This is a genomic window from Novipirellula sp. (assembly GCF_041583735.1).
Classification (GTDB): Bacteria; Planctomycetota; Planctomycetia; order Pirellulales; family Pirellulaceae; genus Novipirellula.
In genome coordinates this window covers 1-17565 of sequence record NZ_JBFHFD010000104.1, presented here as the reverse complement: position 1 = coordinate 17565, position 17565 = coordinate 1, and the positions used below count along the sequence as shown (strand labels likewise).

The 17565-nt window shown below is 55.9% G+C and carries 13 protein-coding genes; 4 read left to right on the top strand and 9 right to left on the bottom strand.

The window, feature by feature from the left end; translation table 11 throughout:
• Positions 1 to 158 precede the first annotated feature (158 nt).
• Positions 159 to 845 (top strand): peptide-methionine (S)-S-oxide reductase MsrA, encoded by a 687-nt coding sequence (gene msrA / locus ABX962_RS10520; RefSeq protein WP_372719138.1) that lies wholly within the window; start codon positions 159 to 161, stop codon positions 843 to 845.
• A 24-nt stretch (positions 846 to 869) separates the two neighbouring features.
• On the top strand, positions 870 to 1454 hold the full coding sequence (locus ABX962_RS10515) for a hypothetical protein (RefSeq protein WP_372719136.1): 585 nt from the start codon (positions 870 to 872) through the stop codon (positions 1452 to 1454).
• A gap of 173 nt (positions 1455 to 1627) precedes the next feature.
• Here the strand turns inward: ABX962_RS10515 and ABX962_RS10510 are convergent, their stop codons facing one another.
• From ABX962_RS10510 to ABX962_RS10500, 3 genes are all read right to left on the bottom strand, one after another.
• A complete protein-coding gene (locus tag ABX962_RS10510) occupies positions 1628 to 4369 on the bottom strand; it encodes an MMPL family transporter (protein ID WP_372719134.1) in 2742 nt (913 codons plus the stop codon).
• Positions 4370 to 4648: 279 nt separating this feature from the next.
• The gene (locus ABX962_RS10505; protein WP_372719132.1) at positions 4649 to 7483 is read right to left on the bottom strand and encodes a secretin N-terminal domain-containing protein; all 2835 of its coding nucleotides are present in this window, start codon (positions 7481 to 7483) and stop codon (positions 4649 to 4651) included.
• Positions 7484 to 7687: 204 nt separating this feature from the next.
• Entirely contained in the window at positions 7688 to 8719 is a 1032-nt protein-coding gene (locus ABX962_RS10500) for a cytochrome c family protein (RefSeq protein ID WP_372719131.1), read from the bottom strand.
• A 420-nt stretch (positions 8720 to 9139) separates the two neighbouring features.
• On the opposite strand from ABX962_RS10500, the gene ABX962_RS10495 reads away from it, so the two are divergent.
• On the top strand, positions 9140 to 10129 hold the full coding sequence (locus ABX962_RS10495) for a hypothetical protein (RefSeq protein ID WP_372719129.1): 990 nt from the start codon (positions 9140 to 9142) through the stop codon (positions 10127 to 10129).
• Positions 10130 to 10414: 285 nt separating this feature from the next.
• Here ABX962_RS10495 and ABX962_RS10490 read toward each other — a convergent pair whose 3' ends face one another.
• The 6 genes from ABX962_RS10490 to ABX962_RS10465 form a co-directional block, all read right to left on the bottom strand.
• On the bottom strand, positions 10415 to 11476 hold the full coding sequence (locus ABX962_RS10490) for a transposase (protein ID WP_372719127.1): 1062 nt from the start codon (positions 11474 to 11476) through the stop codon (positions 10415 to 10417).
• Positions 11477 to 11689: 213 nt separating this feature from the next.
• Positions 11690 to 12469 carry an indole-3-glycerol phosphate synthase TrpC gene (trpC, locus tag ABX962_RS10485; protein WP_372719125.1) on the bottom strand — a complete coding sequence of 260 codons (780 nt, stop codon included), beginning with the start codon at positions 12467 to 12469 and terminating at the stop codon, positions 11690 to 11692.
• The gene (purH, locus tag ABX962_RS10480; protein ID WP_372719140.1) at positions 12469 to 13986 is read right to left on the bottom strand and encodes a bifunctional phosphoribosylaminoimidazolecarboxamide formyltransferase/IMP cyclohydrolase; all 1518 of its coding nucleotides are present in this window, start codon (positions 13984 to 13986) and stop codon (positions 12469 to 12471) included. The genes trpC and purH overlap by 1 nt, the downstream gene beginning before the upstream one ends.
• A gap of 166 nt (positions 13987 to 14152) precedes the next feature.
• Positions 14153 to 14959 carry a thioesterase II family protein gene (locus ABX962_RS10475; RefSeq protein ID WP_372719123.1) on the bottom strand — a complete coding sequence of 269 codons (807 nt, stop codon included), beginning with the start codon at positions 14957 to 14959 and terminating at the stop codon, positions 14153 to 14155.
• A gap of 163 nt (positions 14960 to 15122) precedes the next feature.
• The gene (gene hisF / locus ABX962_RS10470) at positions 15123 to 15902 is read right to left on the bottom strand and encodes an imidazole glycerol phosphate synthase subunit HisF (RefSeq protein ID WP_372719122.1); all 780 of its coding nucleotides are present in this window, start codon (positions 15900 to 15902) and stop codon (positions 15123 to 15125) included.
• 78 nt (positions 15903 to 15980) lie between these two features.
• Positions 15981 to 16976, bottom strand: coding sequence for a fructosamine kinase family protein (locus tag ABX962_RS10465; RefSeq protein ID WP_372719120.1), 996 nt, complete (start codon positions 16974 to 16976; stop codon positions 15981 to 15983).
• A 104-nt stretch (positions 16977 to 17080) separates the two neighbouring features.
• Here ABX962_RS10465 and ABX962_RS10460 point away from each other — a divergent pair.
• The coding region (locus tag ABX962_RS10460; protein ID WP_372719118.1) for a redoxin domain-containing protein at positions 17081 to 17565 on the top strand (485 nt) is incomplete at its 3' end.

Genomic DNA, 17565 nt, shown 5'->3' with positions numbered 1-17565 from the left:
TGATAGTAGGTAAGGCGAATTGGCCCAGCGGGACACGGCATCCATTGACCATTAATAGAACGATTGAAAGCGTAGCCACTTGGAGCCCGACTCCTTAAACTCGCCACCGAAATGTCCACACCCACCATTAACGAACCTACCATTAACGAAATCGAACGATGAATCATCGCCCTTCAACCTTTTCCACCTTATTTCGCCCCCACACAACCGTGGTGGCCGGGATCGTGCTATTCACATTGGCACTGAGCCAAGTCGTCATGCCGTCACAAAACGTGGCCGACGAACCTGCGGCGAGCGACACCGGCAAAGCGACCGAAGCGGTTGCCACCTTGGCGGGCGGATGCTTCTGGTGCACCGAAGCGGTATTCGAGCGAATCGAAGGGGTCAACGATGTCGTCTCGGGCTACATCGGCGGTACCGACCCCAATCCCAACTACAAAAAGGTATGCAGCGGCCAAACCGGACACGCCGAAGCGGTCGAAGTCTACTACGACCCCAGCAAACGCAGTTACGAAGAAATCCTCAAGATCTTTTTCAAAACTCATGACCCTACCAGCCTGAACAAGCAAGGATACGACGAGGGAACTCAGTATCGCAGCGCGATCTTCTATCATGATGAAGCCGAAAAGAAGGCGGCGGAAAAGTTCATCGAGAAACTAAACAAGTCGGGCGATTACAACCGGCCGATCGTAACCACGTTGGAAAAAGCCGAGAAGTTCTTTCCTGCCGAAGAATATCACCAAGACTATTACCGACGAAATCCTACGGCGGGATATTGCCAAGCAGTCGTGAAAAACAAAGTTCGCAAGACGAATCGCGAATTCGGCGAGATGCTGAAAAAATAACCGACGCAACAACCGAGCCAAACGATGCCATCCGCCCGCCACTCAACTGTGATTGCAAACGCCGTGATTGCGATCTTGCTGTGGGGCGGCACCGCGACGTCGCAAACGGTCCAACTGCCAACGATGGAGACGTTCTCTTACTCCGGCAGCGTGCTGGTTCCCGATGGTGGCGCCGCTTTTCTAGGCGGCAACCAATCGGCATCATTTGGCTCGAATCGCAGCGGGCTGCAGCGAGGATTCGGTTCATCACAATCGATTTCACAAGCCACCGCTTCGGCAACCATCATCGATCTAGCTGAGATGGATCGGCAAATCCTAGGCGGCACGCCGGAACAGTTTCTAGAGCGTGAACGGGATCGCGAGTTAAAACGTGAAAAACCGGGGACAGCAACTCAGGCAATGACACTGGATCCTGATTACCGGGGCAAATCACTGGTGCGTTACGCACGGGCACAGTATCGCCAAGGCAACACGTCGGCCGCCTTCGAAGGTTACCGACAAGCGATTGCGGTGCTGTCGCCTCATTTAAGGAATTTGGCTACTGCGGAATTCAAACGCGTCTTCGGGACTGCTGCCGAACAAGCCCTGCACATGGCATCGCTTCCTTAACACACGGTCGCCCGATGTCTCCGACGTCGGAAAAGATGTGGGATTGGCCTCCAGTCTGTCTTCGCACGCGTTTCGTCCCCCCTTGGCTCCACGCCAAACCTCTTGGCGAGTTTCGCGACAAAAAGAAGGTCCTGCATTCACACGCTAGAAGCCTATGCTACGTGACGACGACTTCAAATGTTTGCGGCCGAGCGTTTTCCGATGATTGCGATAAAGCTGGGCACGAGGATCGTGCGGACGTAGAACGTATCGATCAACACGCCCAGGCCAAGCGCGAAACCGAGCTCGACAATACCTCGCAGCGCCGCTCCGGTTTCACTTGGAAAGCCAAAGAATGTGGCGATGGGTGGGAACCATACCGACGCCGTCATACTGAAAAACGTCGCTGCCATCACCAATCCGCATGCCGTGATGATGCCTCCGGTGCGAGAAACAGCGCGTCTTAGCGCGGCCAGCCACCCCAATCGCTGCTGCTCTTCCAACACCCGTGTCACTAAGTACACATTGTAGTCTTGCCCGACTGCGACCAAGATCACGAACAGGAACAACGGCAATTTCCAGTCCAATCCAACGTAATCACTACCATACGCGGCGTGGAAAAACAGGATCGTCAGCCCCAGCGTGGCATAATAGCTAATCAACACTGTGACGATCAAATACAGCGACAACCCAACGCGACGGAGCACCACCACCAAGACCAAAAAGACCGCCACGACCACAGCAATTTTGATCCGGCGATTGTCCGAAAGCGTGACCTTTCGAAGATCGATAATCGACGGAGTCGTGCCAGCCAACAGCACTTGGGAACCGCTCCAGGTTGATTCGGAATCTTCGCTAAGCTGCTGAAAGAAGTGCTGCAAGTTCAAAACGAGCGACGCGGTTTCGGTCGAAAACGGATCTCCCTCGATAACGATATCCAGCCGCACCAATTTATTTTTGAGCTTAGGGACCTCGCTAAAAAAGTAGCCTTGGGCGATCCGGTGATTCTGTAAAGCGCGACGTCGCCACGCATCCCCGCTGAGCAATCCCATGTCACGACTGGGCGGAAAATCCCCCAGCGGGTCGTCGGCGGTCCGAACCGTTGCCACGCCGGGCTGAGCATACAGTTTGGTAGCAAGTTGCTTGACGTTTTTCTTGACGGCGTCATGCGGCAAATCATCGGGACGCACAATCAGCACCGTGACGGGATTGATCTCGCCAATGTTGAAATGTTTCGCCATCAAACGCAGCCCCTGGCGACTGGCCGCCGAGTGACTCAATTGGCTGCTCAAGTCATACGTCACCGAGCGTTCGTTGATCAATCCATAGATACCAGGAACGATCAACAACACGCCTCCGAGCGACAACGCGGTGACCGGATAGCGTGTTAACACCAGTGCGATCCAGCCCCACACTCCGCCATGCGCGGAACTGGATGCATGGCTCGATGAGGGCCCGAGCAGCGATCGACGCGCGGGTTGGCGAATATCGATTTTGGTGGGCCAGAATACTTTCGGCCCCAGCGCTCGCAACATCGCTGGTGTCAACGTCGTACAGACCAATAATCCAACCAGCAAACAGATGCCGATGATCGGCCCGGTGTAGTGGAACTTTCCAAACTGAGCGATCCACAATGTGCCCAAGCCAAGTACGGTGGTGAGCGCACTGCCGATCAGCGCTCCCATCACATTGGAAACCGCGTTGCGACAAGCCACCGGCCATACCGTTTGACGCGCCTCTTCACGAAGCCGGGCGATCAAGAACAGACAATAATCAGTGCCTGCGCCAAACAGGATCACGACCACAAAGATCCGGCTTGTCGTGAACACACGAAGATCCAATCCTGGAACCGTGCCGTCCATCGACCACTTGGTCAAGATCGACACCAAGCTCATTGAAACAACGACGGCGAATCCGATCGAGATCATCGGAATCGCCACCAACAACGGAGCTCGATAGACAACGGTCAAAATGAGTAGGATCATTGCCACGGTGATCCACTCGGTGTAACGAATCGCGTCACGAGCGGCGGTCAATGTTTCTCCACCAACCGCAGCCGACCCGGTCACCAAGACCTGCAATCCTGGCTGAGTGTAGTGCATGCTGTAGCGGTCCACCGATGCGATCAACTGCTGAACCGCCTCGAGCGTTTCGATGTTGCTGGTCGCAGCCAGTTCGCTCGAAAGCTGCAGAACAGCGAGCCGTGCTCCTTCTTTCTTCAGTCGCGGACCGACAATCGCGTCCTCCCAAGCCAAAACATCCAGCAGCGTGCTCCAGCCACCGAGATCGCGATCGGCGATCGGTGTCGCCAGCGAAGGCAAGCTGGGCTGCAGAATCAAGGCGGCTTCGTAATCCGCTTCGACCGTTTCGATCGAGTCGCCCCATTGCTCCAGCAGATGGCCGCGGTCCCAATACGCCAACGCCATCCGCGGCTCGGTCAGCGTCGGTTCCGATTTCGGCAATTCATCGGCGATTCGCTCGTAGAACCGCTCATCCAACTGAATCGAATTCGCAAACGCTTCGCGGGCCAGTTTGATCCAGTGGCCTGCGGGCGTATTTTCGACCGGTGGGCCACCGGCATAACCTTCGGCGATTGCACGCTGCCAACTGACCTCGCCCAACCGGTGATACAACCGCCGCAGCAGATCGAGGCCGACGATTTCATCCGACCGTTTTAAAGCCCCTTCATCACGCCCGATCACAAATACCATCTGGCTGCGACTGCGAACCCCAGGAAAGGCTTCATCGAGCAGTCGGCCGCCCGCGACGCTCGTCAGATCCGCTGGCAAATATTCAAAGTCACCATCTTGAGCAATGTCCTTCCACGCCGGAGCCGCCATGCGGAGCACCACAGCGGCAACAATCCATGCCAACATCACCCAGCCCCAACGCCGTGTGACGAATTGTGCCCAGCGATGCGAAACAGGACGGTGCATGTGCATCGATTTTGGAAGAAGGAGGGTAATTTAGGAGGGAAGGGGCAGCTGTCAATCAAACTCGCTGTGCGACAATCCCGACGGCAACAAAGACATTAGCGAGAAAAATGCAAAATGTCTGCCCCCAGACGTAAATCGGCCTTCTACGCTGCGTTACCCAAAAGAGCAGCGGAACTGTCAAGCAGTGAAACGCGCCAAACGTTTCGAATGTGCCAAACCTTGTCGAAAGTCTTGGCACATTCGCTACGAGAGTTGCCGGCTTTTCGCTGCGAAAACGTTTTATTCACCAGCCCCCGCCCCGTTGGGCTGGCTGCGTCGCTCTCGTTTTTCTTGAACCCCAAAGGCACGCAGGGCATTTTGCACCGAATCGGTACTGAGGTCGCCCGAAAGTTTGACCACCTGAACCTCGCCGCTCGGCTTGGCTGCTTGATCAAGTTTGTCAATCATTTCGCAGACCAGATCCAGTAGCGGCTCACCCTCGGCGCTGACAATCAACGTGTTGCCGACCAGATCGACGCCCATCGACAATTTGCCCTTGAACGAGAAATCGGCACCGCCACCGTCTTGCCCGCCTTCGGATTCGACCAGCCCGCTGCCGCCTCCATCGAGACTCTTGGAAGCTTTCTTTTTCTCGTCATTCTGACCGCCACGGCCGCCTTGTTGGCCCTTCCCGCCTTGGAACGTCTTGTCATTGCTGCTTAACAAATCGCGGTACGCTTCCTTGACCGTTTCAGCGATACGGTCCGCCTTTCCGTACTTGATTGAGACCAATTTGGTGTAGCGGGCTTTGCGTTTGTTGGCCGGTTCCTCGACATCCCACAATTCGATCAGCTCTTCGATGGTGCGAAGCTGTTCCGCAGTGGCTCCGCTGACAACAAGAGTATTGGTATCAACGTCGTCAACAAATTTCAGCTTCGCTCCTTTACCAAGCCCCGTGGGTTCCTCCTTTTTGTCGCTGTCGCCACCGCCCCAGTAATAGCGAAAGAACGAATCACTGTCGTCTTCGGTCTCTTCCTCGTCTTCAAAATAATCCTCCAGATTCAGTCGCATCCAGTACGCACTGCTGTGTTTGATTTTGAATACTTGGTAGGGGCGTTTGGGCGGTGCAATTTGCAACATCAAGTTCTCGAGCTGGTCGAGCGCCTTGGTGTCTGGACTCATCAACACAAGATTTCCTGACTTGTCGAATTCAATGCGAATCGGTTGAGGCGGCTTTTTGCTGCCTTCCACATTCTTCTCCGCAACAGTGTCCTGGAACATGCGGTCAAAATCTTCTCGCGACTGCACGACGGGCGGATGGGATTCAGGACGCGTGGGCGACTGGACCAACGTCATCGAAGCTGTCGCGAGCGGATTCTCTGCGGCAGCCAGATTGTCGCCATCAGCGTCGGCAACGGGTTCTTGCTTTGCTGGCTCGGCTTCTCCATCACCCGACTCTCCATCACCCGATTCGTCCGGTTGCTGCTCTTTCGAGCTTTTAAATTGGTCGTCCGCTGGCAACTCCAGCGGATTCGGCGAAAGTTGACTCCATTGTTTTTGCAGTCGACGAAGGTATTCAAACGTTTCGGGACTTGCCGACGCATCGATTACACGGAGCATTCGGTCGCTGCCACCGGGCGGCGGCAATTCGCCGAGCTTCACTAGCAGCGACTGGACCTCTTCCATTTCCAACTCGTTAGCCCACAGCAGAACTTGCCGATAGCGGTTGTTGGCCGCGACGCGGAACTCGTCCTTCTTTTTCTTGTCTTCTTCGGGTTGGGCAAAACCGTATCCGTAATAGGAATAGCGACTACGCGAACGACTGGAATCGTCGTCTTTTTTCTGTCCCATCAGAAAGGTGATCGACTCGGCAACTTCGCCCGCATCGAGACGTCGCAGTTGCAGCACGTGAAAGTTTCGTCCGCTTCCATCGAGTCGTTCGATCAGTGACTGGATAATGAAGCGATCTGCCGCGGATCCGGAAACGATGAGCGCTCCGTTTTCTTTATCAACACGGATACGAGTCGAAGGTTCTAGCACATTCATTTCGCCGATGATCTCGACCAATTTCTCAGGATCAATCGACGCCAATCGGAACACCTCGACTCGCGATTGAACATCCGACAGCGACGCGAGAGAACTACTCGGCACATCGATCCGCTTGATAAATTCGCCAGCGATTGCAATTCGATCATCCGGTGCCCGAATGATCACAGAGTTTTGCCGCGTATTGGCGACAATCGAGATCTCGATCTTCTTTTCAGGGGTGGGTGGTTTGCCGCCACTTTGTTGACGCATTTGTTGCATCATCTGCATCTGCTGAGGCGACATCGGAGCTTCGGCTTTTTTTTCAACACCGAGAAATTGCTCAAGCATCCGTTTCGCTTCTTCGGCTGGCAGATACCGCAGCTTGAACTCGGGTGCAAGCGCCTCGCGGCTAGCGTTATCTGACTCTTCGCGAAGCAATCGAGCGACCTGTTGCACATTGATCGCTGCATCCATTACCTCGATCCGGTTGGTCGTCGATAACGATGTGATGCGGCCATTAGAACTGATCATCGGCTTCAACTCTTCGGCCAACTTCTCGGCCGACAACCACTGCACATCAAGCGAGACACGAACGAAGGCGTGGGGCAACAGTTTTTGAAGCTCTTCGGGAGTTACGCGAGGGACGATGGCGGGATTGATCGTTTCCGTTTTAGCAACCGTCAAACCGCCGTCGAGCTCGAGGATCGCATAGCCCCGCGCCAGCAGATAACGATTGAAAAGATCGCGGGTCTCCTCAACCGTGTAGCGGCCCGGCGATGAGAGATTGACGCGGTCGCCGGGAAGCTCGAGCCAATCCAAAGGCTGGTTTGAAATCTCGGCGAGCCACTGAACCAATTCGACCCAGGGTTGGTTACGAAATTGAAAGGCAACGCGGCCGTCTTCGCCGACGGTCGCTTTTAACTCGTCTGGATTGGCGGCGATGACCATTGGCATTTTGCCATCGCTAGCAGCAGAGACGTTTGCCTCTGGAACCGCCTGAGTTTCCGGTAACTGGTCGCGGCGGATCACCTTGGGCTTCGCATCCTTGGACTCCACAGGCTTGCCGTCCTTTTTCTCCTCTTTGGCTTCCGGTGGCTTACCAGGCATTGCTGGCCTGACGTCGTCCGAAAACGCGTCTGCTGCGACAACGAGGTTCAACAGGCCGAGAACGGCCAATGAGAGGAGAGATTGCGAACGCACGGGGAGGAGCCGCCTAAGGGGATTGTCACTAACCAAGAGCCCGCCATTATGGCTGAAAGGCCGACGTGTGACAAATCAATTCCCCGCTAGCGAAAATTTAACGCAAATCGCTCATTTCCATCGATTTGCAGCGGGAATAAAGGCGTCCATGGGAGTCAATTCCACAGGATTGACCTGATCGGCAAAGGTAAAACCGAGCTGAGCGATCCGGTCCGCGGCCGTGGTCAATTCATCGGCGTTGTTCAATTTCAGCTTTACACTTGCAAATTCGCTGAGAATTTCGTCCAAAACGGGGACGCTGACTTTCGCCGCCACGCTTTTCAATTTTGCTGCGGCGCGGGCGGTTCGTTTCGCTGCGGTGATGCCATAGGTTGCCTTCTCGGTCGCGACGGCAGTCGCCCGCAGTCCTGCTTCCAGCTCGGCAATCATCCCAGCGACAAACATCACACGCAAACGCTCGGGGCGGCTGACGTCGTTGGACTTGCCATCGGTACGCACAAAGTTGTGGCGAATCAGGCCTTGGCTCCACGATACGAATTCGAAATCGAGACTGCCAACCGAGTGACCACCGACGTTGACCAATTGCTCGTCCGCGGCAGTGTGACAACGTAAGCAACTTTGCGCGACGAGGTAGACGTTCTCTGGATTACGCATTCCGGCATGGATACTGTTAGCGATCCGCTCTTTGCGATGTGCCTCAGTTTCGGTCAACCGTGTGATCCCTTCGCCCCCATAATCCTGGTGAAAATCGATCCAATCCTTAGCGGGACCGTGGCACGATTCGCAAGAGACTCCGGCGATTACGTGAGTATGATTGGTCGTAAGGTCCGCTTGCTGAGTGTAATGACACGCGACGCAGCGGCCTTCGTTTTTGATCGAGGTTAAACCGAGTTTGGCGGCGATCTGTTTGGCTTCGGGTCGACGATGAAGCTCGTCAAAGGTCTTGGCGTGCGGTGTTGCTCGCCAAACTTCGATCTCCGCAGCGTGGCACTTTACGCACGCCTGATTTCCCACCACCAAATGGGGCGATGCTGGACTGGCCGGCTGGACCGCAACAGCAGCGGATGCCGAGGGCGTCGTGCCGAGCGCGATCGACGACGTCAACAGACAAAGGGTCGTCAATACAATCCAGCGAACGATCATCGTCAAAGTCTCCATCCTAAGAAAGGGGTATATCTGCAACGTTCACTGAGACTTAAATGACGTGAACGAAGAGAGAGCAACGGGTTACTAAAAAACTAGGTCGTTTTTCGCACCTAGGCGGCAATACGCCGCAAATAATTCTGTTTTCCGAATGTATCGAGCGAGTAACGGCTCACATTCGTGTGTTCGGTGGGGTGCTGGAGAGGGTTTGGCATCGAGAACAACGACGTTTCCTGGGCCGGACGATCCTGCAAGGGGACTGGGGGATATCACGGGCCCGGTAAATCACGGGCCCCGGTAAATCACAGGCTTTGGCCGCTCATGCGTCATGGCTCACTGGACCGACAATCAGATGGCAATCTTTTCTAATTTTGCGGGATGTGCGGGCCATTTGCTGGACGTACGACGGAGCAATTGCCGATGATCAAGTACAGCGAGGCGGAGGGAGATACGTACATGGCCGCAAAAGAACCAAAACAGCGTCGACGTTATGTCGACATGTGGGCATTGCCGGGAATGCACCCCAGCAATGTCGAATTGTTGCAAAAGCTGAAGACAGCCGACACCAATCACTTCACCACGAACATGGACGTGGTCGGGACGGTGTCCGAGCAGGACCCTGAATCGGGCGACTGGGAAAAGTCGCACATGCTAGGGCTGCGCACGGATGTCTGGAAAGCTGACAAGGCGGAGATGGAAGACGCGCTCGATGTGCTGCAGAACCAACGACGCACCGAGCTGAAACAGCAGATCAAAAAGTCGGGTCGGCTGAGCGGGAAGCAGCAAAAGCAACTTGACGAAAAACTCGCCGAGGATTGCGTGATGAAAATGGATGCTGGCGCGATCGAAAAACGCCGGCTCGTTCTAAAACTGTTCAAGACATCGAACGATCGAACCAGTTGGTGTGGCACGATCGAACAGGTCACCACGACCGAAGTCCACAACTCGATTGGTACGGGAAAAAGTTTGTTGTCGATGGTAGTGATGCTGCCACGCAGCGAATGTGTGACCTATATCCAGCAAAACCATCGCACGTTTCGCATCCCGTCGCTATTCACGTTTGCGTTTTACCACGAGGGTCATATGCACCACATCGTGCTGAAACGCCGCTGGATTTCGATCGGCGCAGATTATGAAATCGAGGTAGGTGGCAAGTCGATCGGTGAAATTGATGGCCGACTGTTCTCGTTCGGATCGGACAGCTACTTGGACTTGGATCCAAGTGAACTGAGTGAGAATCGCAAGTTTTTGGACTTGATGACGTTGTTTACCGCCAGCATCGGCTACCACAAAGCAATGCGAAAGAGTGTCGACCGACGAGTCAAGGCAACGCTGTGCGGCGATTCGCATTGTCATGTGATCGAAGACGAAGAAATCCGTTTACTGCACAACGGCCGAGCAGCCGCTTAGATCGGACGCTCTCAAGCATCAGCCTCCTCGGCACAGAAACCATCCTCCGCATAGGGACAGAGCATTTCACAATGGGGACAGAGCATATGCTTGGGGTAGAGGCAGCCCGCGACGAAGAGGTGATCCCAGGGAGCCAGTTTATTCTCGCGACTCTACCGCATCAGAACGTTGTCGATCGCAGGCGATTTCGCCAAAACCGGGCATGACGACAGCCGAGTGGGCGCAGCTTTTTTATCGGCGACTCGTTGCCACACCCGACAGCCAAAAAGAGTGAACCCTCACAAGCTAATCCACTCGAGTGAGCAGTTCTCTTGCCCGTCGCCGTAAATGATAGTGGCGGTGAGTGCAGTGGCTTCGCAGCGGATCAACGCATTCGGGGCGTCCCGCAACGGTGCAAAACAACCGGCCAAAGTCGCTAACCAGCTCACACCAAGTCTTCGAGTCCAGCCCCAGTCGTTTGAGTACCGGTGGTACGTCCGCTGGCGTACGTCCGCATTTGCCTGGTGCGATCTGGCGAGCGGTCCAGTCGAGCGTTTCCAGGTAGTCTTCGAGCGACATTGGCAGAAAACCTTTGTCGCTGCAACGTTTTCCCGATTTGCTCACAGACGGGCCAATCTCACCGAACCGCTCATCGATCGATACCGGAGCCAAGAAGCTGTCACGCCGGTTTGTTACCAGCATGTCATCGTCTCGATCGGCGGTGGCTGACTCAATTCGCCGCTGAACCGAGGTGTGATCGCTCTGCTCGAGCGTTTCGGCCATTGCAGCCCGAATCGGATTCAGGTCAACATAGGCCGCGCAGGCCAACAGCGACGCTTCGTCAACAATTCGAGTCGCATGGAAGCGATCCTGGAAAAAATGGCCCGATTCCTCGTCCTCTTGGTTTGCCCGCATTGCGACCCGCTGGCAAAGCAGTCGCATCCACCAACTGATACTGCTGAGTCGTCGGCGGATTTCGCCACATTTGACCGGACATCCGGCGATCGAGCGGATCTCCGCTTCGGTTGGCGGAAGCGGCAAGCCATCAGAACTTCGTCGATGCGGACAAATCATCATCCACCGCCGCGCGACCTCGTTGTCGTTCCAAGTGGCAACGACGTCTGGGCGTGTACGGAGAATCAAGTGAATGTGATTTGATAGCAAAGAAAACCCAAGAAGATCTACTCCAAACTGCTGGGCAAACTGCATCAAGTGCTGCTCGATCCACTCTTTGCGATGGTCAAAGTTTTTACCGGTAAAGGGATCATTGCCCATCAAGAAACAGCGGCGGACGGTCCGACTACAGGTGTGTGCGATAGCAATTTCGTCGGGATCAAAGACTTCCGATCGCGTTAAACGAGCCATCATCACACCTTGGTTCAGACAGAAGGAGTTTGCAGGCAGAAGGAACTGATGAGCTTATCAATCAATCCTTCGCGTGAACTGATCAAAAGTCAACCCCCAACAATGGAGCTCTGTCCCTCGGGAAGGAGTGCAGTCGGGGAGCCCCCGGAATTGTGCTCTGTCCCCGTGGAAAGCAGTGCTCTGTCCCCGTGGAAAGCAGTGCCCGTGGAAAGCAGTTTACTTGCCTAGCAATTGGCGGGTGGCGACTTCGATATCGTCTTGACGCATCAGCGATTCGCCTACCAGGACTGCTTTCACGCCGGCTTTGCCAAGATGTAGGACGTCCGCATGCGTGCGGATGCCACTTTCTCCGACCACCAGTCGATCGCCGGGGATCGACTCACACATTCGTACGGTGTGGTCCAAGTCCGTGTGGAAGGTTTTTAAGTCACGATTGTTGATGCCCACCAGCGAGGTGCCGGTCGCCAATACGGCTTCCAAATACTGCGGTTCAAATAACTCGATCAATGTTTGTAACCCAAGCTCCAGTGCCTGATCGTGTAGCTCGTGTAACTCGGTTGCCGAAAGACACTCGGCGATCAACAACACGCAATCGGCACCGGCGTCGCGTGCCTGAAGCAGTTGATAGCGATCAACAATGAAATCTTTACGCAAGATCGGCAGGTCAACCGCCGCGCGAACGTCACGAAGGTAGTCCAGCGATCCTTGAAAGAACGGCGCGTCCGTCAAAACGCTGATACACGCTGCACCCGCGTTTTCATAACACGTGGCGATTCGAGCCGGATCAAAATCCTCGCGGATCAGTCCCGCCGAAGGACTCGCACGTTTGACTTCGGCGATCAGCTGAACCGCGTCACCGGCTTCCAATGCAGCGTGAAAATCACGGCAAGGCGGCAGATCGGCGATGGCCGATTCGAGCTCGGCTAAGGATCGCTTGGCTTTATCGGCGAGAATCGTTTTACGAGTCTCGACCAGAATTTTATCAAGGACATTCATCAGTGTTTGAAATGTCGACGACCTGTGAGAACCAGTGGCAGCCCGTGCTTGTTACAAGCATCGATGACTTCGGAATCGCGTCGCGATCCACCTGGTTGAATGACCGCAACGACACCGGCATCGGCAGCCGATTCAATCGAATCGGGGAAGGGGAAGAACGCGTCCGACGCCAACACTGATCCGCTGGCGCGGTCCCCTGCTTTGTCGATCGCAATTTCAACACTGTCGACGCGGCTCATTTGGCCTGCACCGACACCGATCAGCGAGGTGTCTTTGGCCAATACAATCGCGTTACTCTTGACGTGTCGGACCATTTCCCAGGCGAACGCAACATCGTCCCACAATTCGTCGGCCACTTGTGTTTCGGTAACGGTTTTCCACTGCAGCGGGACACTGGTCAAACGGTCGGCGTCTTGGATCAACATGCCGCCGCTGATGAAGCGACGCTGGAATGCCGCAGGACCATCATCGAGCCGGCCGACTTGCATCAGCCGCACGTTTTCTTTCCAACGAGGCTTGGTGGTGAGCAGGCCGACCGCACCGGCTTCGAAATCAGGTGCGACAATGGCTTCGATAAACAAGCCGGGTTCGCACAACATCTCGGCCGTTTCCATGTCGACGGTGCGGTTGAACCCCAACACGCTACCGAACGCACTCAAGGGGTCGCCGGCGAGTGCTTTGCGGCATGCCCGCGCGATCTTGGCATCGGTTGCGGCGCCACACGGATTGTTGTGCTTGATCACCGAGGCGGCTGGTTGAGCAAAGCCACGAACGATTTCAAGCGCGGCGTCGAGGTCCAACAGGTTGTTGTAGGACAACTCTTTGCCGTTGAGCTGACGAGCCGATACAAGGTTGACCGAGCGAACCGATGGGTCGACGTACAACGCAGCCCGTTGATGAGGGTTTTCGCCGTAACGGAGTTGTGCTTTTCGCTTGAGCGAGAAGTGCAGCGACGAAGGGAACTCGCCCGTCAATGTTTCGCCTTGCATGTAGTCGGCGATGGCCCGGTCATAAGACGCTGTGTGCTCGAACGCTTCGCCGGCGAGTTTGCGTCGCTGGGCCAACGTCGATCCGCCTGATTCGATCGATTCAAGCAGGTCACCGTATTGCTCCGAACTGGTGCAAATCGCAACGTGGCTGTGATTCTTTGCCGCCGCACGAACGAGGCTAGGGCCACCAATGTCGATCTGTTCGACACACTCTTCGCGAGTGGCACCGGGACGTGCGGCAGTGGCGGCGAAGGGATACAGGTTCACGACGACGAGGTCAAACGGGACCATATCGTGCTCTTCCATGGCGTCGACGTGGTCGTCACGGTCGCGGATACCGAGAATGCCGCCGAAAATCTTGGGGTGCAGCGTTTTTACGCGGCCGTCCATCATTTCAGGGAATCCCGTGTAGTCGGCGACGTCTTCGACGCTGACGCCCGATTCCTCGAGATGCTTGCGTGTGCCACCAGTGCTGTAGATGGTGACGCCCGCGTTTTGGAGACCAATGGCAAAATCGGCTAAGCCCATTTTGTCACTGACGCTGATGAGGGCATTACGAACGGGAACGAGGTCTGGCACGGGTATTCAGCACGGGTTAGAGGGATTGGCAACAGGATCGCAAAACAGGCGACATAAAAGAGGACGATTCGCCAATAGAAGACTGTCGCATCGGCCCGCGTGGCGGTCAACCCGGTCACAGGTCCCAGGTGGCAATCTCGAGCACTTCGGCGATCCGCTGCAGCGGGGCAAAATGGTCGCCCTGGATCGCTCGCAGCCGAAATGCCGCCGACGTCATCCGGCTCCATCCCTGCATATCGGCCAAATCGATCGCACGGTCATCGGTCCCGCAAATCGCGGTGATCGGGACCGCTAGCGTTTCGTCGCCCGGCGGGTGCACGTAACTCTCAAAAATTGCCAAATCGTGTCTCAGGGCACGCACGAAGAAGTTCAACGCGTCGGCATCGGCACGAATATTGTCAGGAATCCCGCCAAATAGCTCGTCCACATCCTCGATCAATTCCGCATCGTCCAACGTGTGAAGCGACTTGTGATAACGAAGCCGCTCGGGGGATCGCGTCGAACAGATCACCAATCGATGGGGCGAAATTCCCAGACGCGTCAGCTGTTTGGTGACGCGGTACGCCACTGCCCCTCCGTAGCTGTGTCCGACGATCACCAGTGGCGGCGGTTGATCAGCCGATTCGGTCCCGTAGTCGGCTGCGATTTGGGTCGCAAATTTTTGGGCGAGTTGTTCCAAATCGCCATCAAACGTCACGTCCAAGTCCTCTTCACGCTCGGGCAGCCGAGGCGTCAGCAACCGCATCGGACGCGGCGGTGGGTCCGAACGGATACGAAACGCTAGCGTGTTGGTCGTACCGCCCGCGTGATTGAACCAGTAGACCGTCGGGCAACCGTCATCGCCCGAGGCGGCATTGGGCCTCTCGGGTTGCGAAAGTACGCGGAAGCGAGCGGTAAACGGATTGGAGGAAGAGATTGTCATGTCAGAATTCCGGCGAAAGTTCGCTGCCAAATTTGCTCGTCATCCGATTTCATCCATGACTCAGTAGGATTGGTCCCGGTCAGTAGGATTCGTGCCCGGTCAGTAGGATTCGTTCCCGGCTGGATTGGGACTGGTTGCCTCGTCCACTACGGGAAGCGGTGTTTTAGGCGGTGGCCTGTAAACGCACCGGGATCCCGGCGTCTCGCATCGCTTGCTTGGTTTCCTCGATCGTGAATTGGCCAAAATGGAAAATGCTGGCGGCCAGCACCGCGTCAGCTTTGCCTAGTTTAATTGCATCAATCAAGTGTTGGGGGCCTCCCGCTCCGCCGCTGGCGACGACCGGGATCGAGACCGCTCCGCTGACCGCGGCGGTGATTGGGATGTCGTAGCCGTCACAGGTGCCATCGGCATCCATGCTGGTCAGCACAATCTCGCCCGCTCCGAGGTTTTCGATCTCTTTGGCCCACGCGACGGCCTCCAGTCCAGTCGGGGTGCGTCCGCCGTTGATGTGAACCTCCCAAAACTCGTTGCCGTCACGCTGGACACGTTTGGGATCGATATTGACGACGATGCACTGGCTGCCAAAGCGGTCGGCGGCGCGGCGAACAAATTCGGGGGCTTTGCAGGCGGCTGAATTGATCGAAACCTTGTCACACCCCGCCGACAGCAACGCACGAACGTCCTCGATCGTGCGAACGCCTCCGCCCACGGTCAGCGGCATGAAAATCTGTTCGGCGGTGCGACGGACGACATCCAAAATGATGTCGCGATCCTCGTGGCTGGCGGTGATGTCCAAAAACACCAGCTCGTCGGCCCCTTCGGCCTCGTAGCGGCGTGCGACTTCGACCGGATCGCCGGCGTCACGAAGATTGACGAAGTTGGTGCCTTTGACGACGCGTCCGTTGTGGACGTCCAAACAGGGGATCACTCGCGCGGCGAGCATGACGGTTTCTCAGGGGTTCGATAGGAGGGTTCGATGGAAAATTAACGAGCCAGTCGCGGCCGAGAGAGTCCAATGAAATCACTTCGTACGCAAGATTTCGCTTGCGACTTGATGGCATTGGCCAAGGTAACCGCTTCCGAACAAGTTCAAATGGTTCAGCAGATGATAAAGAACATAGACGTTTATGCGATGTTGCCAACCATCGGGCAGCGGCCAAGTTGCCTGGTAGGCGTCGTAAAACTCCGGCGGGCAGGATCCAAACAGCTTCAGCATCCCAAATTCCGCCTCACGACACCCATAGTAGACCGCTGGGTCGATGATCACCGGGACACCACCCATGGCGTCGTCCGTGCCCCCACAAAGATAGTTGCCGCTCCATAAATCGCCATGCAGCAGCGAGGTTTCGTCGGCACGCCCGGACAACAATTCAGGCATCGCGGCGACAATCGCCTCGCCATCGCGACGCAGCTTCGCGTCGGATCGGTTTTGGTTGATGGCCCAGCGGAGCTGGAAACCGATGCGGTTTTCGGCCACAAATTCGGCCCAGCCTGCGGCCGCCGTGTTCGGCTGGATCGCCGAACCGAGAAAATTGTCGCGACTCCAACCAATTCGGCTGCCGGCGGTCACTCGGTGCAGCTCCGCTAATTGTCGACCAAAGTCGGCAAAAAAATTTTTCGATTGAGGCCTTGTTTCCACCCACTCGGTGACCAGCCACGCTCGCCCGGCCGCCGTGCCCACCGCGAGTGGTTTGGGGATCAAAATCGATTCCGCCGCGGCCAACGCGGTCAAACCGTCGCATTCGGATTGGAAATTGTCGACAAACCCAGCCTCGTTTGCCTTGGCGAATACCGTACGATTGCCGAGCCGGTCGCATTGAAGCGTGATTTGCATGGCACTACTGATGCAGCCGCCACCCACGCCGCGTACATCGGATATCTTGGTGCTCGGGTCAATCAGCTGGCCAAGAGCCGCCGAAACATCAGAGTCGCTCGGTGGTTTCATTGTGTAGGGATGAGCCAGAAAGTAGGGATGCAAGTTTAAATAGGACCGGTTTCCGTTCGCGGCGTGTGCCAACAATGTGAAACATTTTTCCTATCGAGTTTGTGGTAGTTCCGCTCCAGGCAACTGACTGAGTCTCTTCCAACCAACGATCCTTATCCAACCCACGAAGGTGCTTTGTGAATTGCGTTCGCTTCCGAATTGCGTCCATTCTGGTCGTTCTACTGTCTGCGGCGGTACCCACGACGAAAACATTCGCTAGCGACCCTGCGGCCGCTGGCGGCACCTCGCTCGATCGGCTCGACCTGATTGATTTCCGTGGTCGAACGTGGAAGCTCGACGATTTCCAGTCCGATTCGATACTGGTGGTCGCGATGCTGGGCACCGAGTGTCCGTTGGCCAAATTGTACGCGATCCGGCTGGGTGAAATTCAACAGCAATACCAATCGCAATCGGTTCGTGTGATCGGCGTGATGAGCAATCGCCAAGACTCGCTCGAAGAGATCGCGTCGTTCGCGAAACGCCAATCGATCGAGTTCCCGCTGCTCAAAGACGCTGGCAATCGGTTTGCCGATCAAGTCGCTGCCGAGCGAACGCCGGAGGTATTTGTCTACGACGCCGATCGCGAACTTCGTTATCGCGGCCGAATCGATGACCAATATGG